This window comes from Bacteroides sp. 1001302B_160321_D4 (assembly GCF_015667765.1).
GTDB lineage: Bacteria > Bacteroidota > Bacteroidia > Bacteroidales > Bacteroidaceae > Bacteroides > Bacteroides xylanisolvens.
The window spans coordinates 39,385-64,768 of the sequence record NZ_JADPLO010000009.1; the positions used below are offsets into that span (position 1 = coordinate 39,385).

Consider the following 25,384-nt stretch of genomic DNA (forward strand, 5'->3'; position numbering starts at 1 on the left):
TTTCTAATCATTAAATAGGTGTTGTTTTTATTTCTCGTGGCAAAGCTACCCCACGCAGCGACGGGAAGAGTGTACTATATTCTCAAAAGGGTATACACGTGTTGTACAGCATATTTTTATCTTTGTTTTCTTATTTTTCCTCTCTATCTTTGCGACATGATTCTACGAAAACACTCATATTTCCGTTACATCTGCATCCTTATTTATTCATGCCTGATGCCTGTTTTATTACATTCGCAGAATGTAGTAAAACAGATTTCCAATGCGGATGGATTATCCAATAATTCGGTGAATTGTTTCCTCGAAGATTCGGAACATACGCTTTGGGTAGGGACATGGGACGGATTAAATGCATATAACGGTCGTAGCTTCAAAACCTATTCTTATAATAAAAAGGATGCAGGGTCTATCAGTAATAATGTCATCTGGCAGATTATCGAGCAGAGCGACTCTATCCTGTGGGTATCTACGGACTATGGGGTGAACCGGTGGAAACGTTCTACCCAACAGTTTACTCCTTATTATTTAGGTACACAGAATAATCCGCCGAAACAGGAGAAGTCATTTCTGCTGGATATCACTTCCGGCAAGCATATTATCTGTTATGTGAAAGAGCAGGGTCTATTCTGTTTCGATGACCGGAAACAGGAGTTTGTTTCCTTGAAGAATGACCTGCCCGATGACATCAGGAACTTCGTCATTGATTCCAAAGACCGGATATTCTTTCTCACAGGACATGGACAATTATTGCATTATCAACTGACTGTCCGCAACTCCTGTCCCGAACTCTCGTTCAAAGAAGAAATCAGGCACTGTGCCCCCGTTTCCAATATTTATCTTTCCCAGGACTGCCTCATCATTAACGATGACAGGACGCTGACTGTTTCACAAGATAACCGTATATTGGACAGTATAAATATTCCGGAGAACAAAACCGTATCACAAGCTATCTGCCACGGTGAATATCTCCTTATCAGCTTTATCGAGGGGGGATGCATCAGATATAATCTTGAAAATGGGACTTCAACGGAATTACTCCAATTGCCGGAGAAAGCTTCCATTTTCACTATTTATATCGGCTCGCAGAATATCCTTTGGGTAGGTACGGACGGACAAGGGATATTGGAAGTCTATGAACACAGTTCGCCTTTCCATACCGTAAAAACGAATTATCCTGTCCGCTGTTTTTGTGAGGAAGACAATGGCAATATACTCGTAGGAACAAAAGGAGAAGGTATCCTGCTGCTCGACAAGCAGGAACGGGGAGTCAACCCCTATCTTTCAACAGGCAACGGGTTAATCTCCAACTCCGTTTATACTATCCGCAAAAATATGTCCGGGGATATATTCATCGGAACCGAAGGGGCGGGTATCAATTATATTCCACTCAATGGCAACCAGGTGAAAAAACTGGGTATTCCCGCTGAATTTCCAGCTTTCAGGGCAGTTTACAGTATCCTTTTCACCCATAATGATTCACTTTTATGGTTGGGAACTTCCGGCTACGGACTTATCAAGCTGAGCCTGCAAAGGGAAGGAAAAAGTTATAGAGTAACGGACATGAAACAATATAAATCTCCCGGCCCTTCTTCGCCAAGCAATAATATTATTTATTCGGTTATTGCCGGATACGATGAGAATGAACTTTGGCTAGGCACGCGAGGGGGCGGAATTAATAAGTTCGATATCGCGTCCGAACGTTTCCGGCAGATGAATGAGATAGACCCCGGTTTGTCCCTGACTAACAATGACGTGATTTATCTGACTAAAGGAGATTCTGCCAGTATCTGGATAGGTACCAGTTATGGTCTTAACCGGTTGTTCCCGACAGCCACACCGCCTTCCATCACCGAATATACGGACAATAACGGATTGCCCAATAATACGATTCACGGCATCCTGAAAGATGAGAACGGGAATATTTGGGCAAGCACCAATCAAGGTATCTCCTTTATCGACTTGCCCTCGGGAAAAATTACCAATTATTCCTCAAGAAACGGGCTGCAAAACGACGAATTTTCTGATGGGGCTATTTTTAAGGACAAAGCCGGATGGCTGTATTTCGGCGGAGTCAGCGGGTTGAACTATTTCGACGAGAACAAGATACGCTTACGGGAACATATCGCATCATTAAGCCTGAACAGCCTGAAGATAAACAATACAAGCCAGAATATCTACGAACGTATCCGTAACCATACACTCCGATTGGACTATGACGAGCCTTATATTACTTTGGGATTTGCCGCACATGATTTTATCAACAATGAGAATTGTGAGTTCAGCTACCGCATTATCGACTTTGCCGACGAATGGATTTACAATGAGAATAACCCGAATATCGTTATCACCAAACTGCCGCCGGGAAAATATAAACTGGAAGTAAAATGCACCAATGGCGACCGGGTATGGAGCAACGAAATCTATTCCCTCAATTTGGACATCGCTTACCCCTGGTGGCTCAGTACTACAGCTTTTATTATTTATTTTATCCTGATTGCCATTGCTATCTATATCACGCAATCCGTCATCAAGAATCGAATCCGGCTGAACCGTCAGATTCTACTGGAACATATCGAGAAACAGAATCAGCAACGTATCCATGAATCGAAGTTGAACTTCTTCACGAATGTGGCACACGAGTTTTTCACTCCGTTGACACTGATATACGGCCCGGCACAGCACTTGTTGGAAAAGGCAGACCTCGACAGTTATACAAAAAGATATATCTACATCATCAAGAACAATGCCGACCGGATGCAGAAGCTTATCAACGAACTGATGGAGTTCCGGAAAGCAGAAGCGGGACATACAGCTATCTATGCTGAAAAAGTGGATATTCAGTTGCTCGTCGACTATGTATCGGACAACTATACCGAAATTGCCGAAGAAAACAAGATAGACTTCAGCTTCAAAAGCAAAGAGGTATCATCCTTTACAACAGACCGGAATGCACTGGAAAAAATAATATTCAATTTGCTTTCCAACGCCTTCAAATATACGCCGTCCGGCGGATATATCCGTGCTGAAATACGGGGGAATGTCGCTGACGGGACATTGCATTTCCGAATCCGCAACTCGGGCAAGGGACTGACAGAGAAACAAATGAGTGAGATATTCAGCCGGTTCAAGATTTTCGAAAGCAGTAACCTGAAACATGCGGGAAGCACCGGAGTCGGCCTGAATCTGACCAAGAGCTTGACGGAGTTATTGGGCGGAGAAATCACAGTAGGAAGTGTATTGGGAGAGTATGTAGAATTCAATGTGTCTCTACCGTCCATGCACGTGAATTCCGGAAAAGAAAGTCAGCCGGCAGAAGAAGAGGCAGAAGCCGGTGAAATGCTTTTTGTCCCAAAACAAAAGGAAATTAGTATATTGATTGTAGAAGATGAAAAGAATATCCGCGAACTTCTGAAAGATATCCTGCTTCCTTACTACCAGGTTCGGGAAGCAGCCGATGGGGAAGAGGCGCTGAAAGAAATCGAACAGAAACAGCCGGATATTATTATCAGCGATGTATTGATGCCCAGGCTGGACGGCATCACTCTGACGGATATATTGAAAGCCAACGAGCGGACTGCCCACATTCCGATTATCCATATCTCCGCCAAGAACTCCATCGAAGACCAGATTAACGCTTACAAACATGGAACAGACTTATATATCCCCAAACCTTTCCACCCGAGGCATGTATTGAGCGCGGTAGAGAATATGATTAATAAATACTCTCTGATGAAAGAGTATTTCAAATCCAGCCGTTCCTCTCTCATCGTAAGGGATGGAATCACCATGCATAAAGAGGATGAGCTGTTACTGGACAAGATTATCAAATTCATCGAAGATAATATTGACGACGAATCCATGAATCCGGATTCTCTCGCAGACTTTATAGGAGTAAGCAAAGCGGGATTGTACCGTAAACTCAAAGAATTGACGGAAAAGACACCAAGCGAATTTGTCCGTACCATCCGCCTGGAATATGCAGCAGGCCTATTAAAGACTACCAAGCTTACCGTTACCGAGATTATGTATAAATCGGGCTTCTCAAACAAGTCTTATTTCTACCGGGAGTTTGCCAAGTTATACAACACTTCTCCCAAAGAATACAGGAGCGGACAGACAGAAGAAAAGGATACTTAATAACCATCTAACAATAAAGAAACAATGAGAAAACTTTTTATTGTATTGGCGCTCTGCGGTGTGTCAATACTGAATGCGCAGCAACTGAATGTCGCTTCTTACAATGTACGAAACAGTAACCCGAACGATGCCAAAGCCGGAAACGGCTGGGAACAGCGTTGCCCGGTACTCACCCAGTTAATCACCTTTCATGACTTCGATATATTCGGAGCGCAGGAAGTGAAACATAACCAACTGGAAGATATGTTGAATGCCTTGCCGCAATACAGTTATATAGGCGTAGGACGGGATGACGGGAAAACGAAAGGGGAATATGCGCCTATCTTCTACCGGAAGGATAAATTCAAGTTACTCAAATCCGGGAATTTTTGGTTATCGGAAGATACCTCGAAGCCGAATAAAGGATGGGATGCAGCCTATACCCGCATCTGTACATGGGGAGAATTCAAGGATATTACAGGCAAGTTCAGATTCTGGTTCTTTAACCTGCACATGGACCATATCGGAGTAGTGGCACGTCGCGAAAGTGCCAAGCTGGTTATCAGCAAGATTAAAGAGATGTGTGGCAAAGACCCCGTCATACTCACCGGAGATTTCAATGTAGACCAGACCAGCGAAAGTTATCAAGTACTTCATGAATCCGGAATATTATCAGACTCTTATGAGGTCGCGCAACTGAGATATGCAACTAATGGAACATGTGCAGGATGGAATCCGAACACATATACTCCCAACCGTATCGACCATATCTTCGTTACCAAAAACTTTATTGTTGAAAAGTACGGAGTGCTGACAGATACTTACCGGATTAAAAATGAAGCCACCGGAATGTATGAAGCACGCATTCCTTCAGACCATTTTCCCGTGAAGGCAGTATTGAAATATACCAAGTGAGCAAACTGAATTCGAAATGATAATATAAGCCTGTTAATGTTCTATTTTTAATATTCTACAAGGAAATAGCCGGTTAAAAAGTAACGAACCGGAAAATAAACTGCATAAATAAATGCATGAGCATACAAAAAATATTCTCGAAACGGTTATACCTGAAAAAAGAAAATCAAGCAATTAAATGAAAAAAAGAACTGGACGGTTATTGATTCAATAATCTCTTATCTTTACATGGTCGTAGCGCGATATGTATTTACATTTTAGATAAAAAAGCGAGCTGGTTTATATGCCAAAGAAAAGCGAAAATGTAATAGCACAATAACAGAAAAAATAGCAGCAAGTTACTCATGTTTGTAAGAGTAGCTTGCTGCTATTTTTATAGTGTTTATATCTTTATCAGAGAAGCATAATATATTAATCAATGTATTGTTTGATTAACTCCACTGGCATTGACAATTGTTTGGATATCTCTTCAATCGATGTCCCATTTTTACAGAGCATCTTAATCATTGAACGAATCACTTGTTCTTTCTGTTCAATCACTTGTTCTTTCTGTTCAATCACTTGTTCTTTCTGCTCAATCAACTGCTCTTTCTGCTCAATTTCCTTATTCTTCATCATAATTGTCGTATCCCTGTCCTCTATTTCAGAAAGAATTTCGTCTTCTATCTCCATGGCACGCCGCACGTTGGGTGCAGCGGCAGCCTTCAGCAGCCGATGAACAACACACTTCACTTCATCGTCAAGATGCTCATCGTTAATTTCCAGATAGTGTTCGCTATCAGCCTGCCGATATTCTTGGTCAAATACACTCAGCAGACGTTCAAGACGGTTACGAGTTCGTCCGGTGAGGAAAGGAATCTGCACGATGATGCTGTCATGAGTCAGACTCTCTATGAAGGGGTCGGGAGAAGGAAGAGGATTGTCGTCATAATCCAGATAGCGGCGGTGCACGTAAACCACCGGCTCGGTCAGGTTACCCAAGGGGTGTCCCAGAATGTAGATAGAAATGATGGGCAAACCATATGTACGCCTTTGTCCATGCTCATTCTTTTCTTCGATAATGTTCTCCTTATTAAGATACTGCGTGCCCAGATACTGTCGGAAGCACAAGGTTTCAGTAATGAGCCAAGTCTTTTGCAGTTCGATAAGGACAAGGTGTTCTGCACCGTCATTCTCACGAATCTTTGCTGAAAAATCTATACGAAAGAGTGAGATGCGAGTATGTTCCATGGAAGTATACTCGTGGCGGCGCATTTCAAGGTCTATAATATCCTTTTTGAGCAATGCGGAAAGAAATATCTTGGCGACTTTCTTGTCTTCCATTAAGAATTTGAAGACAGCGTCGTAAATGGGATTGGCGATGATAGTCATATTGCTTATAGTTTAATAATTAAGCAAATATACTTCTTTTATTTGATTAATGAGAGGATGAAAAGGTTAAATTCTTCTATCGGAAAGGAATTACGACATTCTAAGTTACATCGATTGATTCCTCATATTCTAGGATTAAAGAAGTATCAGTATGCCGTATTGTTTCTTGAAAGCGGTCGAAAAGTGCGATGGATTCTTGAAACCCACTTCGGCATAGACATCCACTAATTCTCGTTCATAAACTCCATGATATCTATCTTCTACGGTTCGTTGAAATCGAAGAGCGCCGGAGCAAACCGCTTGTCGATATGCAGCAACGCAAGCAGCCCCTCCTGCAATTTCAAGTTCATGGAGCCATCGGATTTCAAAATAGATTCTATCAGCTTGTTGCATACGTCGTCGGAAAATGCACAACGGTATGTTTCGGCACATTTCCGACAGTCAATACAACCTCATACTGATTTGTTGCCAATCCAGAACCATTCTGTTTCGATTCCCTTTTCATGCAGAGCTTCCTCTACCACACTCAGATCTTGCCAAGTTCCTCCTTGGGGATGCGTACTTCCATTGACCAATAAAACTTTCATACTCGGATTATTTCAATAAGGGTAGTTGGTGTAACATCTCTTTGATGCGAATCGCAATACGCGGCATCGGTTCAGCAACGGTCAAACCGACAATCTCTTTTTCCGTAGCGATGTCGTTTATTACCCTCACGACTTCCGATATTTTCATTCCGCTGGGAACAACACCGACAGCAGCTATGATTTCGGCAGGGTCGAGCACGTCCATATCGAAATGTACGACGACTTTGGACGCTCCGCACGATTTCAGCCAATCACGTATTGCATTGCTATTCTCACGGACATCTTCCGACGTCAAGTGTTTTCCTCGTCTTTCCAACGGGCTTTCTGACCGCCTTTCATATATCCGATACGGGGAATTCCGTTTACTATAGAGTTATTGTGTCCGTGTGCCCACTGCATTTTCAGCATCTCCGGATGAGAAATGGCAGTCGGTTCGCCTTCAAAATTATGCTCGTAACTCACTTCGATGGGATCGGCCGGATCGAGTCCTACTACATCGCCGTTTTCCACGTAAACGGTCGGGACACGGTCATTGGTTGCTGCAATCAGGCAAGAATAGTCGAAACCGATTTCTTTTGCACCCGGTTTCACGGTTTCATTCCAATTGACATTTCCGTCTCCCATTCCCAAATGCCACTTTCCGATAGCTCCCGTCGCATAACCGCATTGCTGCATCATCTTCGGCAAGGTGAACTGATTTTCATTGATAATGAGAGGAGCGTCTCCCGGCAGAATTTTTGCTTCTTTATTTTTCCACGGATACATACCGGTCATCAACGCATAACGACTGGGAGTGGACGTTGCCGAAGTAGCATATCCGTTCGTGAAGCAGACTCCTCCATGAGCCAAGCTATCGATATTCGGAGTATGAATCGTAGTCGAGCCATAAGCACTGACATCGCCAAAGCCCAAATCATCGGCAAGAATCACAATCACATTCGGCTTTTCTTCCACTTGCTGAGAGGTACAGCTGACTAAAGATAATGTTGGAACAAGATAGATTAAGTTTTTCATAATAGTATGCAGTTAATAACGATGCAAATTTAGCCACCACTTGTTTATTTATATAGAACAAATGTTTAATAATGGGGAGTCATGTACATCCTGCAACGATTCCTTGGAAGATTATTACAAATATTTGGGCAAATATAAAAAGCCGGTTTCTACAGAAACACCTACCTTTGGTTATCATTAAATATCCAATTAATAATTCCAAAAAGACACCATCTACAATGAAAAACCTATTAATTTTCACAGTTACTCTCCTGATCCCTTTATGCAGTTGCTCGCAAACAGAAAATACGGACACTGATGAACCGGTGATTCCTCCCCCAAGCAACAATTACGTTCTGCAGGGCAGTATGCAAGGCAGCGCCGAATTAGTAGAAGCCGGCTACACTCAAATACACCAATATATGCGAAAGATTGGTTGGGACTATTCCGAACATCCCAACAGCTCTTCCTTAGACCACAAGGACGGAGTGCACGGAGAAGTTATTTATGATTTGTTTATTCGACAATACATTTTCAAACTCTCCATTCATGCCAATGAAAAAGCACTGGATGGAGACCGTGGCAAATTAATAGACCGCCAACGCAATGAGATGAAAACACAGACCACGCCTTCCTGGTATAAGTTAAACGGCAACTGGGATGAATGGCAACAACTAAAATGGAAGTTCAAGATTCCTAAAGATTTCCGTCCGTCCGGCAGTTTTACTCATTTACATCAACTAAAGGCACAGGAAGGCAACAACGGTTCACCCGTAATTACTATCACTGCACGAAGCAACGGAAACGGGAGTAATCGCCGTATACAAATCATTCATAACGGAGATACCGAAGAAACAACGAAAGGTACTATAATAGACAATCTCCCATTGGAAGATTTCGAAGATGAATGGATTCAGGTAGAAACTGAAATGCACTATACCCACAATGGCTCGTTTAGTATCACTTTAAGCCGACTCAGTGACGGGAAAAGACTTGTTCAACGTTCCTTTGATGACATAGATTTATGGAGGAAGGGAGCAATAAGTATCCGCAATAAATTCGGCATATACCGTAGTTTCGGCAAAACCCTGACGGATGAAAATGACCGTCCAACCAACGGAATCAAAGATGAACATATTCTACTGGCGGATTTCAAGGTATACGAGAAAAACACGAATCCTGATCCGCAACCGCATGATTAAGAAAAAACTGCTAAAATGACTAGATGAAAATGGGGAAGCCCAAACTTCCCTCATCTTCTATTTTCTATTTACCAATTGCAGTCGCCCAGTTATCAGCAAAACGGAAATTACCGACTCTGCCCTTATATCCTCTGCGATATCTGAATGAAATCCCTTTCAACCCATTCTTCAAATCATTCTCTTCACCGTCGGCAACAAGCGTAGCTTTAGGTTCCTTCTTACTCAATTCCGGATTAACAAAAAGGGAAGCCTGATTCTTGTCGTAATCGACTTTCAATATCAAAAGGTGGGTTTTGTCATAATCATAAGTTTCTGTTCCCTCTGTACGCATATTGCGTACAGAGACTCCAAACTTAATCTTATCCTTACCTTCGCGTGCAACAAACACCTTCCCTCTATTGGCTCCTCCCGTATAATTAATATCCAAAGCCACAAAATCGGCAAAGTTGCTACCTCCCAACTTGGAGAAGTTGGCTAGAAAAGCCAGATAATAGGTTCCCTTTCTATATTCCTTATTTACATCCGTAAGAGAATAAACACTAAAACGACTACCTTTGATATCAGCCGGAAAGTTGCCTATATCTATGGATAATCCTCCTTCCGGATACCCTTTATAAGAAAGCGCCTTGCCTACTAACGGACTTCCTACTCCTTCCAGCGGATTAGTGGAAAACGCCCCATTCCAGGAATCGGTACGAATCGGCTCTTTCTTATCACCATAAACAGCTTTTTCCAGTTGGTCACCTGGTTTATAATCTTTCAGGAGATCCTTTTTCAGAACTTGCGCATTTGCCAACAGAGCAAAAGACATGATTGCCACTGATAATACTACTTTTTTCATCACATTATTATTTTAATAATTATATTCATAAAAACTTGAAACGATCATTTCTGATAATACAAATCAAAAGTTATAGTTGCATTCTCATTATTCCAGGCAGAGTCCTGAGTAAAATCCACACCGATTGAAAGAATGCGCATGATACCAATCTTATCCCCCTTATGCGGTGTTTTGAAGGCGATCACGCTTCCAACTTCGAAAATAGACTCGTCTTTTGTTGTCTCATCCTTTTTAAACGTGCGTATATCCCGTCTTTTTATATCCATTCCGGCAAATGCATCCGTAGATAATTCTACCATCTTGCCATCCTTCACTTTATCAATAATAGCTTTCTGTGCTTCATCCGTTTCCGACAATATCAGGAATGTGGTCTTATTGGAGTAATAGTTTGGGAAGAGTCTCTCAACATCTTCAGCTTCAGAAGAAGAAGTCAGTCCTTCCAGTCTTTTTCCCTCACACCAGCAGTTTCTCAAATTCTTTCCAAGCCGTTCGGGACTTTGCAGATTAAAATCCATAGGGCTATTGCAGATGGTAGCAAAGTCTACTTCTCTTTCTCGCTCGGTAGTCAGAATACAAGCAGCTACCACTTCGCCCTTGTCGGCAATCATCATACTTCCGAAAGTAGAATTACGATGTGCTCCCAGTTTAAGATTAGGATAAGACAGCCATGCCATTACCGTTACCTGGCAAGCAGGAGACAATTCTATCTCTTTTTCACCATTCGCATAAACCAGTTTCACAGCTACCGTAGCAGTAGTCTCAAAAACCGGAACTTTGAATATCAGTGTTTCTTTTTCCAGACTTATGACTTCCGCTTCCGTCTCGCCAAACAAAACTTTTTCGATAGATGTCAGTTGCGTACCGGTAATGGTAATCAGCTCTCCCTCCGTTACCGTGGCAGGAAAATCCTCTGAGGTGACCGTCGGATCTTCCGGTACTCCGGGCTCTTCAGGCTCTGCCGGTTCCACCCGGGTATATCTGTAAGTCGTTTGTCTCGAAGCGTTGTAGCCGTAGGTTATCACCAATTCGTCATTATCAAATTCAAACCGGTTGATGAATCCGCGTTCATAGACGAGCAACGAATCTCCCGCCACCCGGTATTTTCCTTGCGGGTAATCGGTCACAAGATTATCATCCACATCGAATGTCTGTATAGTTGATGTATAGTCGCTGCCAAAAATGGCAAGCACTTTCGGATAAGCCCCTACACGTTGCCACGTCCCTTCTACGGAGTTCACTCCCAAGTTACCGCTATCCCATTCGGAATCATCGTTATCACATGCGGCAAATGCCCAAAGTATCAGCGGTAATATAATAAATATACTCTTTTTCATATCTTCCTTTCATTTAGTCATTAATCTTTCTGGAAATAGAAGTTCAAGGTCATCGAACCTTTAGTGTCGGAAACACTTTCCATCTGGACTGCTACAAGTTCCACAAAACCTATTGCCACCAGGTTCTTGCCATCCACATCACTATACACCAAAAGCAAATTGATGCCTCCAATATCAAATCCTTCCAGATTGGTCTTGTTATAGTTGTCATCCAAAAGCTTATAACGGGCTACCTGTTTGGTGCTGCCTGTCAGATTCAATCCGTCAGCTTTCGCCTGCTCGATGCTGATTTTCTCCAAAGTTCCATTTTTAATCTTATCCATATATGCTTTCTCTGCCGGAGTCGTTTCGAGCAGCTTGCGGAATCTCAGATTGAGTCCGTCGGCTTCGAGCGCCTTGCCGTTACATTTGAATTTATGAATATTCAGCTTTTTGGAGAACCCTGCCAACTGCATACCGTCGCTGTTTTGTGTAGCGCACAAATGGATAATCTCTTTATTATCCGCAAACTCACAAGGATTATAATATTTACCGGTTGTTCCGCTAAATAGATTCGCATTCTCACTGCCATGCCCGTAAAGGGTTATGTTTTTCCAGATATATACTTCGGGGACAATGACCTGGCAGTCTTCGGCCGTTTCCAGTTTCGTCTCGTCATAATAATAAAGAGTAATCTTCTTTGTGCCTGTGACCTCGTATTCCGCACTCAGCTGACAGGTCAGTACATCGGTTGCCCGTTTGGTGATTTCCGCTTTATATTCACCCACGAACACACTGTCTACTTGTGTAAGATTCACGCCTTTGATTTCAATCGAAGAGCCGGCGGAAGTCATTCTCGGATAGTCGCTGACCGACGGATAAGCCAGCTCCAGTGAGAAAGGCGTGCCGGAAGTACTCACCTGGCGAATCTCCGTCCCATACTGATAATTCAAAACAATATCCACCGCCTCATCTTTAAAGTAAGGTACTTCCACTTCTATTTCTTCCCGCGTCTGGGTGACAACCGTCGCCTCTTTGGTTCCGAAAAGTACGCCCGTCACAATGTCCAGGTTCTCTCCCGTCAGGCCAACAACGGTATACGGCCGGGACTTATTCACATAACCGGTCAGCTCGGGAATCACATATTCCATCGTAAAGCTTTCTGAGGTCTTTATACTCCCATAAGGAGTAAACACCTCAATAATGCCCGATACAACCTCATTCGTCACTCCGGCAATAACCAGTGAGCGGTTAATCCGATACTTCACGTCCGTCTTCACTCCACCTATCTTGATGGAGTCTACCTCTTGCAGGTTAGCGCCCGTGATACTGATCTCTGTTCCTGCCACTCCGTTCTTCGGACTAAAGTCGGTCACTTCGGGCGGATTCTGGTTCGCCTCAAACATGCTCAATTTCTCATTACAGGCAGTAATGCCCAGCAGTAGGGCAACGGCAGCCATTAATGTATATATATATCGATTCATATTCATTATTTCAAGTTTTTAAATTTACGGCAAAATGGTCTGTCACACACCTGAATATCCCGAATTCTGCGTAGCGTTCGGAGCAGTAATAATCACGTTGTAGGGAATAGGCAACAGTAATTGCCAGTTTTCCAAAAGCGGGTCTTTCACATATACGGGCGTTTTCTCGTTCGCATAGTAATCGGTCAGAGCACCTGTACTCTTATTGCGCATCTGTTCGGTCGTATAGTGTTTCCTCATTACATTTATCAATTGTTCCGTCCGGAGCAAATCGAACAAGCGGTGGTTCTCCAAAGCAAACTCCAGCCGTCTTTCTTTAGCCATCGCTGTCCGGTATTCCGACTTGGTTGTAATGGGCTGCACCTCTTCGACCTTCTTCAGTCCCGCCCGCAGACGGGTTGCGTTGATATAGTCGAGTGCATTTTGCGTGGGTCCGTTAAATTCATTTTCTATCTCACCCAACATTAGCAACACATCGGCAAACCTGAGAATAGGCCAGTCGTTTTCAGCATCATAACGCACCGTTACCGGACTTAGATACTTCGTCACATAAGACACATATTGCGTTGCCCCCTTCTGGTCAATCCAGAACTCCTTCAATATAACATCTTTCCGAGTCTCATCTGCTTCCGAATTATAGGTGCTGATCAAATCCTCCGTCGGACAGTTGTAGCCGTTTCCGCTACCGGTCAAAATCATATTCTCACTATTCACCGGAGCGAAATAATTGGCGAAAGGCGACCCCAGTCCGTTTCCTCCAGACAGATAGCGGGACACAAAAATCATCTCCTTATTCATCTCATTCGAAATACTGAACACATCCGCATACGAGCTTGTCACCAGTCCGTATCCGCTGTTCTTCTCCACATCTTCCAACAAGAGTTTGGCCTGAGTAAGCATCTCCTTGTCCATTCCATTTTTGGAAAGTGTCAGATATACCTTTCCAAGAAGCGTCTTTGCTCCCCATTGGTCTACGCGTCCGATATTACTGCTGTCATATTTAACGGGCAGTTTTCTGGAAGCATAATCCAGATCGTCAATAATCAACCGATAGACGGCATCCACCGTACTCCGCTCATAATTTTTAGCTTCCTCGGCCGTGATTCTTTCAGTCACAAGAAACAACGGTCCATACAGGCGAACCAGATTGAAGTAATGATAGGCACGGATAAAGCGGGCTTCGGCATCATACTGTTCTCTCAACGTCACGTTCGTCACCACCTGCGAATGTCCAAGCACTGTATTGCAATTCGCAATGTTATGATAAGCCTTTTCCCAATACGCATTATTGATCGTATTGGAAGGCTCCACCTTGAAAAGGTCCAGATTGGCAATCTCCAGACTAGTCCCGGTAGTCGATCCCTGTCCTTCATGCCTGGTATTGTCCGAACGGACCTCGGTCAAAAAGAATTCATTGTTCAATGTTCCGTGAATGCCATTGTAACAAGCCATCACGGCGGCGTTGATTTCTTCTGCGTTCCGATAGAAGTTCTCACTGTCCATCTGGTCGTAGGCTGCCCTGTTCAGGAAATCCTCGCAGCCGAACAGCAAAAATAAAGCCGGTAGATAAATTAGTATATTCTTCATGGTTCTCTCTTTTTTAAAAGTTAATATTCAGACCAGCACTGAAGGTGCGTTGAATAGGGAATGCTCCTCTCTGCAAAGCATTTCTGGCCATAGCCGTCCGGTATACTCCGCTTGCATAGCGGGCTTCGGGATTGATACCGCGATAGCCGTCCGACCACAGGTACAGAAGGTTCTGTGCGGAAACATAAACCCGCAATTTGGAAAGTCCTACTTTGCGTGCCGCCTTCCTCGGCAAGTCGTAACCCAGAGTGACATCACGCAGCGCGATAAATCCGGCATCCTCAATCTGATAGTCGGTCAGTGAATGCTGTATTCCGTTGTCGCGGAAAGGCGTTTTTCCATCGCCCGGATATTCGACGCTCAACCATCGGTTGGCCACGTACTTCGTATTCCACATACGGAACTCATTATAATTATTGTCGGTGTTATACACCTTTCCTCCTACCTGACCCTGAAGGGTGAATGCCAAATCGAAGTCGCGATACTTCAACGTATTCGTCATACCCCAGATAAAGTCAGGATAAGGATTGCCGAGAGGCACACGGTCGTTGTCGTCAATCACATCATCACCGTTCGTATTGGCTACACGTAATCCTCCCGGTTTGTCATTGATATGATGCGGATTATTGTCTATTTCTTCCTGACTCTTCCATACGCCGATTGTTTTGAATCCATAGAACTGGATCAGCGGATCACCCACACGGGCAATGTAGTATTCTTTATTTGAGCCCGGCGTGACTTGTTCGGACGGTCCGCCCAAGTCGAGCAGCCTGTTGCGCGTCAGTGACAGGTTGAAAGAAGTGCTCCATTTAAATTGTCGGTTGTTGATATTGTAAGTAGTCAGTTCCATCTCGAAACCACGGTTTCTCAGTTTACCCTCATTTGTCCAGGCTTGTGTATATCCGGCGATGCTGTTAACCGTTTTCTGATAGAGCAGACTTTTCGTGATAGAGTAATAGTAGTCGAAAGTCAGCCCGATGCGATTGTTCAGCAGAGAGATATCCAGACCGAAATTCGCCTGATTGGTTTGTTCCCACTGCAAGGCCCGGTTGCCCAGAGAAGCGGAGTTGTTGGCCAGTCCGGAGACAACCGAACCGTTGCCCTCGCCAAGGATATAACCTGCCGAATCGAGCAGGTCCGTATTAGCATAGCTTTCGATAGCATCCGTACCCGTCACACCGTAGCTCAATCGCAGTTTCAACTGATTCAGCCACTTCGCCCGTTCTTTGATGAATGATTCTTCCGAGATTCTCCATCCTGCCGATACGGAGGGGAACCATCCCCATTTATTATCTTTACCGAATTTGGAGCTTCCATCCGTACGCAAACTCACTGACAACAGATAGCGGTCTTTCAATGCATAATTGACACGGCTGAAATAAGAAACCATCGCATTGTCATTCTTCCATGTGCCGGTACGCAGGGTGGTACCTTCGTACTGGTCTATTCTTCCTGCCGCACTCAAGTAATGAATGTAATCGGTAGGAAAATCGAATCCCAGAATCCCCGTCCTCTTATTCGTATATTTATAGACAGAGGCTCCCAGCAGCCCATCCAACTGATGAATACCTTTGAACTTCTTACTGTAATTCAATGTATTCTCCGACGCCAGGTTGATAGACTTGCTGGAGGTATAATATCCACGATTGGAATCACCTGCACTTTTCGCCCCTACATTCTGATAAGTATCCGTCTCAGTAAAGTTGAAATTGAAACTATTGGAAGAGCGGAAACGCAATTCTTTCAGTAACTTGATATCGATATATCCCTGCAATTGCATACGGTATTGCCCTTTCGGACTAAAAACATTATCGATAATTCCACGGGGATTGTTGTTCGTCGATCCCCACGGGGTAGCTGTCACGGTCTTTTCCAGCCCCGTCTGCGGATCAATAGTTGTATAGGTCTTACCATTAAAATGCGAACCTCTCGTATATTCTCCTACCGGAACACCTGTAATGGCGGATGTCTCTTCGGTATGCTTCACCGGCATCCAGGAAGGGGTTCTCACAAAGTCCGTAAAGTTGGTTGCCGGACGTTCGGATTCGGTATAGGAAGGAGCGATGTTTATACCTACCGTCACGCGCTTGGACAAATCGGCGTCTATTCTCGCTTTTACATTATACCTTTTATAATAGTTCTTCAGCATCATGCCCTCGTCGCTGTTATAAGCACCGGAAATATAATACCGGATACCACTGCTACCACCACTGACGGAGAAGTCTACATTATAATAGTAAGCATTGTCGTTGAAGGCTTCCTGCTGCCAGTCCGTATTATTATTGATAGCTGCATACGCCATCTCTTGTGAAGACAATGATGTACCCAACAAATTATGTTCCCTGATGCGTAAATCCAGATATTCTTTCGTGCTCAGCACGGAATGCAACTTATAGTTCGACTTTACGCCCCACTTGGCTTTCACCGAATATTTAGGTTTGCTGATAACGCCGCCTTTAGTTGTAATCATGATAACACCGTTGGCTGCACGCGAACCGTAGATAGCCGCCGATGCGGCATCTTTCAGTACCTCGATGCTTTCCACATCACTCGGATTGAGCGATTCAAGACCGTCGCTCACCGGGAAGCCGTCGACGATAATCAGTGGATTGCTGCTGGCACTGAATGAAGAAGTACCTCGAATGGATATATCCGGATCGGCTCCCACCTCGGAAGTGGTGTTCAGAATCTGCACACCGGCCACCTTACCCAACAGCGCCTGATCCAGACGAGGGGTAGGAACGTCTTCGATACCGTCCATATTGACTTTTGTCACCGAACCGGACAAATGAGATTTCTGCTGCACACCATAGCCCACCACAACTACTTCGTCCAGTTGCTGCAAATCTTCGTGCATCACTACGCGTACCTCTTTCTTGTTCTTTACCGAAACTGTCTGGGTGGCGAAACCTACATAGGAGAATTTCAATGATGTTTTGTTCTTCGGCAGGCTGATGGAGAACTTACCATCCATATTCGTGATCGTTCCGCCGGAAGACCCTTCCACCATAACCGATACCCCGATGAGAGGCTCGTTATTCTTATCGACTACAACTCCGCCGACAACTGTGTTCTGTTGCGCCTCGTCCAAACCGGGCGAAAAAGCCAAAGCGGGAGTTCCAACTATAAATACCATGAAGAGGGTACTTATCAAAAAGATAGGAATTCTTTTCATATTACAATGTTTTTCATATTTACGTTCGCGGAAAAACAAAAACGATTCTTTCCCGGCCGGAGAAAGTTTTTCGGTTCATTCTTCCAGTTACAAAAATAGTGATAACAAGATAGAAGGCATTTACAGAATCCGTCAAAGAGTTGTAGGGAAGATTCTCCATTTGCAATAATCCTTCCAAAGCTTGTAAAAATAGCCCATAGATGTGTTGATACTATAAAATGAGTTTGTTAAGCCCTGCTTTTGCCCTTTTTTTATTATTTTTGCTAGACGAAAAGCATACACCCCAAATATAGTTCATTTATGAAGAAGCTGATATGTATTTTGCTGGTTTTTATCCTTCCACAAATCATTTTCGCAAATCAACGATACCATTTTTCCAATTTATCAGTCCAAAACGGACTATCACAGCTTCATGTCACTTGTATCTACCAGGACCGGCTGGGATATATGTGGTTCGGCACCCGCAACGGACTGAACAAGTTCAACGGCAATAACTTCGAAACTTTCTGGAATCATGCCGACGACGAATGCAGTATCAGCAACAATACCATCGCCTGCATCACCGAAGATGCGGAAGGCAACCTCTGGTTCGGAACGGAAAACGGACTGAACAAACTCGATAAACGCAGAAACGGGTTCAAACGGTATTACTTCGACCCTGAAGCTAATGCCGCCAACAATAAAATCATATCCCTCTTCACCGATAAGGAAGGCACGTTGTGGGTGGGAACCATCTCCGGCTTATATGTTTTTGATGCAAAGGAGGACATCTTGAAGGAGATCCCTCTGAAAGAACTGGCGAACAACTCCATAAGTACTATCATCGAGAAAGACGACCTTCTCTATATCGCTTCGAGTATGAGCGGACTGGTGATATACGATCCACGGAAGAACCGGGTGGTCCGTTCGTACCGCAAAGATTCGAAGACGCTGCCTATCCCCTCCAATTATATTAAAGATGTATATATCGACAAGAAAGATAACATCTGGATAGGAACCTACAAAGACGGAGTTTGCGTCATCAGGCATGACTTATCGGAAGTGATATATTACAATACCGCCAACGGACTGTCCAACAACGATATCCGTTGCATCAAAGAATCTCCTGCAGGAGAAATGTGGATAGGTACTTTCGACGGACTGAATATCGTTAATCCTGTGACGAGCCGCATCGCTTCTTACAAACACGGAGCACAGGGCAGTCTGAGCCATCATTCGGTGTACAGCATACTCTTCGACCGGATGCAAACCATCTGGATCGGAACCTATGCCGGTGGAGTTGATTACTACAATCCTTACGGCCACCTGTTCGACTTTTACAATCCCGCCACCATCCTGAACGCCAATCTGGGCATTCTGGGCCCCGCCGTCGAATATGACGGAACACTCTATATCAGTTCGGAAGGCGGCGGACTGATTGCCTTCGACCTTGCTCAACAATCCTTCCGGCAATATACCCTACCTCACAAGGCTGACGGTTCGGTGAAAAATATCTTCAAGACTGTCTATCTGGACGGTGACCGCATCCTGTGCGGGACGAGCCAAGGTGAAGTATATGAATTCAACTTGAATACCCGTCAATTCTCCCTGTTCTACCAGACTACCGACCGGCGACCGATTTACCATATCAGCCGAAGCCGCGCCGGAGAAGTGATTATCGGTGCTATCAGTGTGACGGAAGGCTTGGTATTCATCTCCGACGACGGACAACGAAGCATACAAACTGAATTTCCCGTCAAAGGGAAAGGCGGTGTCCACTTCTCTCATGTGATTTGTGTATGTGAGGTCGACAACGATATTTTCCTAATCGGTACGAAGAACAACGGACTGTTCTGTTATGACAAGATCAACCACACGCTGCTCTCCTACAACGAGACAAACGGCCTCGCCGCCCAATATATCAGCAGCATACTGAAAGATCATTCCGGAAGGATATGGATCAGCAGCATCGACGGTGGTTTGAGTGAGCTTGTTCTTTCCACCGGACAGTTCACCACCTACAACGAGAAAAACGGATTAATGAACAACCAGATCTGCAAAATCGTAGAAGGGAACGATAACACCCTTTGGCTCAGCACACTGAACGGGATATCCAACCTCGACTTGCGTACCCGCGGCATTACCAATTATAATAAGGAAAGCGGCATACGTGTGCAGGAGTTTTCTCCATGCGCCGGCCTGCACCTATCGGGCAACCGCATCTTCTTTGCCGGAAACAACGGCTTCACACTGTTCAATCCCAACGACATCATCACCAATCCGAATGTCCCGCCCATCATCCTCGACAAACTGCATATCAACAACTGCCTCATACAAGCCGGCGATGAAGGCGACATCCTGAAAGAGAACATCTCCACCCAAAAGAAAATCGTACTGAAATACAATCAGACCAATATCACCATCGAATATTGCGCACTGAATTATATCTTCAACAACAAGAACCAATATGCCTACAAGCTGGAAGGCTTCGACCATGACTGGAATGAAGTAGGCAACCGCCGTACCGCCTATTATACCAATATCCCGTCGGGCACTTACAAATTCGTAGTGAAAGGCTCCAACAATGACGGCATCTGGAACGAAGAAGGCACGACATTGGAAATCGTGGTTCTTCCCCCGCTATGGAAGACCTGGTGGGCTTACCTCTTCTATGCAGTGGTGGCTATTGCTCTTATCGCTTTCATTATCCGCTATTTCACCGAAAAGAAACGTCTGCAAAACAACATCCGTCTCAAACAGATGGAAGCGGAAGTTCACGAAGAATATTATCAGGAACGCAATCGTCTCTTCACCAATTTCTCGCACGAACTGCGGACACCGCTTACGTTGATTATGGCTCCGTTGGAAGAGTTCGTAAAACGCACCGACCTGACGGATGATATTCATTATAAAGTGAAACTGATGCTACGCAACGCCCAGCGCCTGCTCCGCATTGTCAACAATCTGATGGACCTGCAAAAGAACGAAAGCGGAACCATGAAACTGCAAGTCTCCGAGAACGACATGATAAAATTCACGCACGAAGCTGTCTCTTCTTTCCAGGACTTAGCATTATATCGGAACATTCATCTGAAGTTCAAACATTCCATCGACTGCCAACCTGTATGGTTCGACTGGAATTTGTTGGAGAAAGTCTATTTCAACTTCCTCTCCAATGCCTTCAAGAATGTGCCGGACGGGGGAACCGTATCCGTAGAACTGGACGTCAAGCCCTATTCCGAACTTACTTTCTTCCTGCCTGCCAAACTGAATAAATATAAGAATACGGAGATACGATATCTCACCATTTCCATCCAGGACAATGGTGTCGGCATTGCTCCCGATGAATTGGAGAAGATCTTCCAACCATTCTACCAAGTGGCTCAGAACGAACATTCCAAATCGGGAACCGGCATCGGACTAAGCCTCAGCAAGGCAATTATAGAGATGCATCACGGAGTGGTGTGGGCAGAAAACGCAACCGGAGCGAATATGTCCGGTGTAGGCTTATCAAGCTCCGGTGCAGTATTCAAATTTGTACTGCCGGTCGACAAAAGTCTTTTCGCTCCCGAAATGATAATCGAATCGGCCGAAGATAAAGCCGTATCTTTCAGCGTTGAGCTTCCGGACGCCGCTTACGAACCGGACAATTCCTCCAGAAAGCAAGCTACGATTCTGGTAGTGGAGGACAATCGCGACCTGAACAATTATATCTGTTCCTGCCTGGCGGATAGATACAATGTAGTGGGCGTGACAAACGGCGAAGACGCTCTTGCCAAAGCGGTCTATCTGCTTCCCAACCTGATTATCACCGACCTGATGATGCCCAAGATGAATGGTATCGAACTGATCCGTCGGTTGAAGAAGGATATGAATACCAGCCATATCCCGATTATTATGGTGACGGCAAAGACTGGCACGGACGATATCAAAGAAGGCTATGCAGCAGGTGCTGACGAATATATCACAAAACCTTTCGACGCCTCCATCCTGAAAATCAGAGTAGACAACCTGATCCAAAGCCGCGAGAAACTGAAAGAGCTGTATAGCAAAAACTTCTCACTCGAATCACTCGGTGTCGACGTGACTTCCGTCGATGAGAAGTTTATGCAAAAGCTATATGCCACTCTGCAACAGAATATCGCCAATTCGGACTTAAACCTGGATGCCTTCTGCAAAGAACTCGGACTAAGCAAATCGAACCTTTACCGCAAGATTAAGCAAATCACCGGATACTCTCCCAATGAGTTTATCCGTAATTTCCGGTTGGAGACAGCCGCCAAGATGCTAAAAGAAACGGATATGTCGATAACGGAAGTATATTGTGCCGTAGGTTATAATAGCCTGGCTTACTTCTCTAACAGTTTCAAAACACTGTACGGAGTATCTCCGTCGGAGTTTAAGAACAGGTCGGAGGGCGAAAGAGAATAAAACCTTGTAGACACGGTGTTCACGGCAAACGATAGATTTGTAATATTCCGTCATTCATTTGTAAAATGAGGTATTTTCGATGGAAGGGGCGTTTTTATAAGTATTAGACTTACCTTTATAATCAATTTTCCTCAAGATGCGATAACTTTGAAATCGAAAAGCTGGAAATACTATGGACATCAAGAAAGTAACATTCATTATCGCTTCATCACTTGTGCTCTGCTTCATGGCGAGTGCACAAAGTAAGTTGATATCAATCAATGAGAAGGGAAAGCTCTCTTATCATTCGTATACAGACAAAGGAGATTTACTCCCCGATTTCTCTTTCTGCGGTTATAAGGGCGGTGGAGTGGCCATTCCCCATATAAAGGTAACCGCCTCTATCAGTCCTTCGCCCAACAAAGAGGACGATACCCCTTTTATACAGGCCGTAATAGACAAAGTAGCAAAATTGCAACCGGATGAAGATGGATTCAGGGGATGCATCCTGCTCAGAAAAGGCGTATATCATATAGCAAGCCCTATCCGGATTACAGCAAGCGGCATTGTGCTTCGCGGCGAAGGGAATAATAAGGAGAGCGGAACGGTACTCATTGCCACCTCTCCCAGGAAATACAATGTCATAGAGGTCGGCTTTAACGGAAAAGCCAAATACAACACCAACGATGTACAGGAAATTATCGACAAATATGTTCCTTCGGGCACACGTATCCTCCATGTGAAGAATGCGGATAAACATTTTCGTACTGGCGACGACGTAATTGTCCGACGCCCCAGTACGGCAGCGTGGATTCAGACCATCGGCATGGATTCCATCGCCCCCCGCCCCCGCAAAGGAGAAACTACATGGGAGGCTTTCGAACGTTTCCGCCGCGAAGGAAAAGATACGGACATGAACGGAACGATCCAATGGAAACCGGGGAGCAAGGATCTGACGTTCGAACGGAAAATTGTATCAGTGAAAAAAGACGAAATCACACTGGATATCCCGTTGACGAACGCTTTGCAGAAGGAGTTCGGTGGAGGAACCATCTATAAATACAGGTATGACAAACGCTTCACACAATGTGGCGTAGAGAATCTGTACGGCATGTGCATCTATGATGAGTCGGTTAAAAAGAGCTATCGGGGCATAGGCGAATACTGCTGCGACGAGAACCATGCCAATACATTCGTTGCTCTCCGGACGGTCGAGAATGCATGGGTACGCAATGTCAGCGTAGAGCATTTTGACTGTTGTGTGACTACCACTTCTGCCACCAAATATATCACGGGACAAGACCTTTCCGCCATCAACCCCATCTCGCAGATTACCGGAGGAAGACGGTATGCTTACCACATCAACGGCGGACAAATGTGTCTGTTCCAACGTTGCTACTCCAGCCATCACCGTCACGAATTTGTATTGGGGGCCACTACTCCCGGGCCAAACGCTTTTGTAGACGGTTATGGTGAAATGACCTTTGCTTCCAGCGAACCGCATCACCGCTGGTCGGCCGGATGCTTATGGGACAATATAGTATTGAAAGGTCCGAGCGCATCACTCATGGCAGCCAACCGGGGATCGATGGGTTCGGGACACGGATGGGCTGGCGCGCAAATGGTATTCTGGAATTGTGCCGCCCCGCTGATTTTGGTCATGCAGCCGCCTACGGCACAGAACTTTGCCATCGGACTGCAAGCCACAGAAGTAGACAATAGCAAAGAAGCCCGGTCCGGTGCGAAATCGACCTTCAACAGCATCGTCAACACTTCGATGATAGATATGAAATATAAAGACCAACCGATAAACGGAACCGGATGGACCGAGCAGACAGCCGGAACAGTGGTTCCTTCGAGCCTGTATTACTATCAGTTACGTGACCGCCTTGGAAAGTCGGCACTCAAGAAAGTAATGGACGAACCACAGTACAATAAATATTTCAACCGATAAAGATAACCATGAAGAAGATTCTATCAATCATACTCACCCTAACTCTCTCCGCAACCGTTTTTGCGCAACCTCTGCCCAAAAAGCTTGAACATAACGAGAAAATGGCCTGGTGGCGCAATGCCAAATTCGGCATGTTCGTGCACTGGGGACCTTACTGCCTGTACGGCGGCGTATACAACGGATTCAACCAAAGACGAGGCGGTGCGGAATGGATTATGAACCGTTGCAAAATACCTGTACGTGAATATCGTGCGAAAGCCTGCACCTTCAATCCCGTGGACTTCAATGCCGAGGAACTGGTGCTGACTGCCAAAAATGCAGGTATGAAGTATATCATATTCACCACCAAACACCATGACGGATTCGCGATGTTCAAAAGCAATGCCAGCGAATTCAATATCGTAGACTACACCCCGTTCAAACGTGATATCGTAGACGAACTGGCAAAAGCCTGCCGTAAGCACCATATAAAACTGGGATTTTATTATTCCCAGACACAGGACTGGTGCAACCCCGGCGGCGGCACTATCCGCAAAGAAATGAAAGAAGGATGGGCAAACCCTGATTCGGTAGCCATCGACAATTTTACCCAAGAGAATCTGGGAGGTTGGGATTGCCTGCAACGTTCCGCCTCTCTGGATGATTATTTCAGAAAGGTAGCCATCCCGCAAATCAAAGAACTACTGACGAATTATGGTGACGTAGCCGTCATGTGGTGGGATACCCCGCACCGTATCAGCAAAGAGACAGCGGCGGAAATCACTGCCGAACTCGCAAAGTATCCGCAGGTAATTACCAACGACCGGTTGCGCCGTCCCGATTTTCCCGGCGACTATAAGACTCCCGAAGGACGTATCCCCCACGCAAAGGACATCGAACGCGTAGACTGGGAGACGTGTATGAATATCGGCAGCTCCTGGGGATACAAAAGCTGGGAGAAGAACTGGAAAAGTGCGGAAACAATTATCCGTAATCTCAATACCATTGCCGCCCGTGGCGGCAACTACCTGCTCAACGTCGGCCCCGACCCGACAGGTGTTGTGCCTGCTCCCGCACTGGACTGCCTGAGAAAAGTAGGCGAATGGATGCGGGTGAACGGTGAAGCGATTTACGCAACACAGCGCAGCGAAATATTTCCTCCCTGGGGCGAATGTATCCGGAAAGACGAAAAGAAGAACTCCGTATATTATCTCTCCGTCTTTCAATGGCCGGAAGACGGCAAACTGGCATTCGACACGAAATATACAGTGAAGGAAGCAATGCTGCTGGCCGACGGTACGAAACTGAAATTTACTAAAACGCCCGGCGGCATTACGATACAAGTTCCCACGCAGGCTCCTGACAAGATAGCTACGGTTGTCAGACTGGAATTGAAAGAGAAACTGCCCGCAATCCAATTAATATCCAACACCGCGAAAGCATTCGAAATAGCTGACGAATGAGAATCTACGGACGAA

13 protein-coding genes and 3 pseudogenes are annotated in these 25,384 nt (G+C 45.0%); 6 read left to right on the forward strand and 10 right to left on the reverse strand.

The genetic code is table 11. The features are described 5' to 3' along the window. The first annotated feature begins 156 nt into the window (after positions 1–156). Positions 157–4,137, forward strand: coding sequence for a hybrid sensor histidine kinase/response regulator transcription factor (locus KFO40_RS05565; RefSeq protein WP_008023559.1), 3,981 nt, complete (start codon positions 157–159; stop codon positions 4,135–4,137). Between the two features lie 24 nt (positions 4,138–4,161). After that, on the forward strand, positions 4,162–5,031 hold the full coding sequence (locus KFO40_RS05570; protein ID WP_008023561.1) for an endonuclease/exonuclease/phosphatase family protein: 870 nt from the start codon (positions 4,162–4,164) through the stop codon (positions 5,029–5,031). Positions 5,032–5,442: 411 nt separating this feature from the next. On the opposite strand, the gene KFO40_RS05575 is transcribed toward KFO40_RS05570, so the two are convergent. The 5 genes and pseudogenes from KFO40_RS05575 to KFO40_RS05585 all read right to left on the reverse strand — a co-directional run. Next, a complete protein-coding gene (locus KFO40_RS05575) occupies positions 5,443–6,402 on the reverse strand; it encodes a hypothetical protein (RefSeq protein WP_211146170.1) in 960 nt (319 codons plus the stop codon). Between the two features lie 135 nt (positions 6,403–6,537). Then, positions 6,538–6,761: pseudogene (locus tag KFO40_RS25605) on the reverse strand (AraC family transcriptional regulator); the annotation flags it as partial. A gap of 93 nt (positions 6,762–6,854) precedes the next feature. Continuing rightward, on the reverse strand, positions 6,855–6,989 hold the full coding sequence (locus KFO40_RS25815; protein ID WP_008023566.1) for a hypothetical protein: 135 nt from the start codon (positions 6,987–6,989) through the stop codon (positions 6,855–6,857). A 7-nt stretch (positions 6,990–6,996) separates the two neighbouring features. Then, positions 6,997–7,290: pseudogene (locus KFO40_RS05580) on the reverse strand (arginase family protein); the annotation flags it as partial. Continuing rightward, positions 7,290–8,003, reverse strand: a pseudogene (locus KFO40_RS05585) (sulfatase-like hydrolase/transferase); the annotation flags it as partial. The pseudogenes KFO40_RS05580 and KFO40_RS05585, both read right to left, overlap by 1 nt. 218 nt (positions 8,004–8,221) lie before the next feature. On the opposite strand from KFO40_RS05585, the gene KFO40_RS05590 reads away from it, so the two are divergent. After that, the gene (locus KFO40_RS05590; RefSeq protein ID WP_225450084.1) at positions 8,222–9,184 is read left to right on the forward strand and encodes a polysaccharide lyase; all 963 of its coding nucleotides are present in this window, start codon (positions 8,222–8,224) and stop codon (positions 9,182–9,184) included. 64 nt (positions 9,185–9,248) lie between these two features. Here KFO40_RS05590 and KFO40_RS05595 read toward each other — a convergent pair whose 3' ends face one another. The 5 genes from KFO40_RS05595 to KFO40_RS05615 are packed head-to-tail and all read right to left on the reverse strand — an operon-like array spanning position 9,249 to position 17,584. Continuing rightward, positions 9,249–10,025, reverse strand: coding sequence for a hypothetical protein (locus KFO40_RS05595; RefSeq protein ID WP_004322903.1), 777 nt, complete (start codon positions 10,023–10,025; stop codon positions 9,249–9,251). A gap of 44 nt (positions 10,026–10,069) precedes the next feature. After that, positions 10,070–11,359 carry an IPT/TIG domain-containing protein gene (locus KFO40_RS05600; protein ID WP_004322902.1) on the reverse strand — a complete coding sequence of 430 codons (1,290 nt, stop codon included), beginning with the start codon at positions 11,357–11,359 and terminating at the stop codon, positions 10,070–10,072. Between the two features lie 20 nt (positions 11,360–11,379). Then, entirely contained in the window at positions 11,380–12,822 is a 1,443-nt protein-coding gene (locus KFO40_RS05605) for an IPT/TIG domain-containing protein (protein WP_225451417.1), read from the reverse strand. A gap of 42 nt (positions 12,823–12,864) precedes the next feature. Then, positions 12,865–14,409, reverse strand: a complete 1,545-nt coding sequence (locus KFO40_RS05610; RefSeq protein ID WP_211146171.1) for a RagB/SusD family nutrient uptake outer membrane protein — start codon at positions 14,407–14,409, stop codon at positions 12,865–12,867. A gap of 13 nt (positions 14,410–14,422) precedes the next feature. Continuing rightward, positions 14,423–17,584, reverse strand: coding sequence for a SusC/RagA family TonB-linked outer membrane protein (locus KFO40_RS05615; RefSeq protein ID WP_270293264.1), 3,162 nt, complete (start codon positions 17,582–17,584; stop codon positions 14,423–14,425). A gap of 300 nt (positions 17,585–17,884) precedes the next feature. Here KFO40_RS05615 and KFO40_RS05620 point away from each other — a divergent pair, with 300 nt between their 5' ends. The 3 genes from KFO40_RS05620 (at position 17,885) to KFO40_RS05630 (ending at position 25,369) form a co-directional block, all read left to right on the forward strand. Beyond that, positions 17,885–21,994, forward strand: a complete 4,110-nt coding sequence (locus KFO40_RS05620; protein ID WP_004322898.1) for a two-component regulator propeller domain-containing protein — start codon at positions 17,885–17,887, stop codon at positions 21,992–21,994. Positions 21,995–22,166: 172 nt separating this feature from the next. Continuing rightward, entirely contained in the window at positions 22,167–23,927 is a 1,761-nt protein-coding gene (locus KFO40_RS05625; protein WP_004322897.1) for a hypothetical protein, read from the forward strand. Between the two features lie 8 nt (positions 23,928–23,935). Beyond that, positions 23,936–25,369, forward strand: a complete 1,434-nt coding sequence (locus tag KFO40_RS05630; protein ID WP_004322896.1) for an alpha-L-fucosidase — start codon at positions 23,936–23,938, stop codon at positions 25,367–25,369. Positions 25,370–25,384: the final 15 nt, after the last annotated feature.

What these genes read in the sequence shown, in the direction of transcription:
- KFO40_RS05565 (WP_008023559.1), top strand. Translation starts at nt 157, where the DNA reads ATGATTCTACGAAAACACTCATATTTCCGTTACATCTGCATCCTTATT.
- KFO40_RS05570 (WP_008023561.1), top strand. Translation starts at nt 4,162, where the DNA reads ATGAGAAAACTTTTTATTGTATTGGCGCTCTGCGGTGTGTCAATACTG.
- KFO40_RS05575 (WP_211146170.1), bottom strand. Translation starts at nt 6,402, where the DNA reads ATGACTATCATCGCCAATCCCATTTACGACGCTGTCTTCAAATTCTTA.
- KFO40_RS25815 (WP_008023566.1), bottom strand. Translation starts at nt 6,989, where the DNA reads ATGAAAGTTTTATTGGTCAATGGAAGTACGCATCCCCAAGGAGGAACT.
- KFO40_RS05590 (WP_225450084.1), top strand. Translation starts at nt 8,222, where the DNA reads ATGAAAAACCTATTAATTTTCACAGTTACTCTCCTGATCCCTTTATGC.
- KFO40_RS05595 (WP_004322903.1), bottom strand. Translation starts at nt 10,025, where the DNA reads ATGAAAAAAGTAGTATTATCAGTGGCAATCATGTCTTTTGCTCTGTTG.
- KFO40_RS05600 (WP_004322902.1), bottom strand. Translation starts at nt 11,359, where the DNA reads ATGAAAAAGAGTATATTTATTATATTACCGCTGATACTTTGGGCATTT.
- KFO40_RS05605 (WP_225451417.1), bottom strand. Translation starts at nt 12,822, where the DNA reads ATGAATCGATATATATATACATTAATGGCTGCCGTTGCCCTACTGCTG.
- KFO40_RS05610 (WP_211146171.1), bottom strand. Translation starts at nt 14,409, where the DNA reads ATGAAGAATATACTAATTTATCTACCGGCTTTATTTTTGCTGTTCGGC.
- KFO40_RS05615 (WP_270293264.1), bottom strand. Translation starts at nt 17,584, where the DNA reads ATGAAAAGAATTCCTATCTTTTTGATAAGTACCCTCTTCATGGTATTT.
- KFO40_RS05620 (WP_004322898.1), top strand. Translation starts at nt 17,885, where the DNA reads ATGAAGAAGCTGATATGTATTTTGCTGGTTTTTATCCTTCCACAAATC.
- KFO40_RS05625 (WP_004322897.1), top strand. Translation starts at nt 22,167, where the DNA reads ATGGACATCAAGAAAGTAACATTCATTATCGCTTCATCACTTGTGCTC.
- KFO40_RS05630 (WP_004322896.1), top strand. Translation starts at nt 23,936, where the DNA reads ATGAAGAAGATTCTATCAATCATACTCACCCTAACTCTCTCCGCAACC.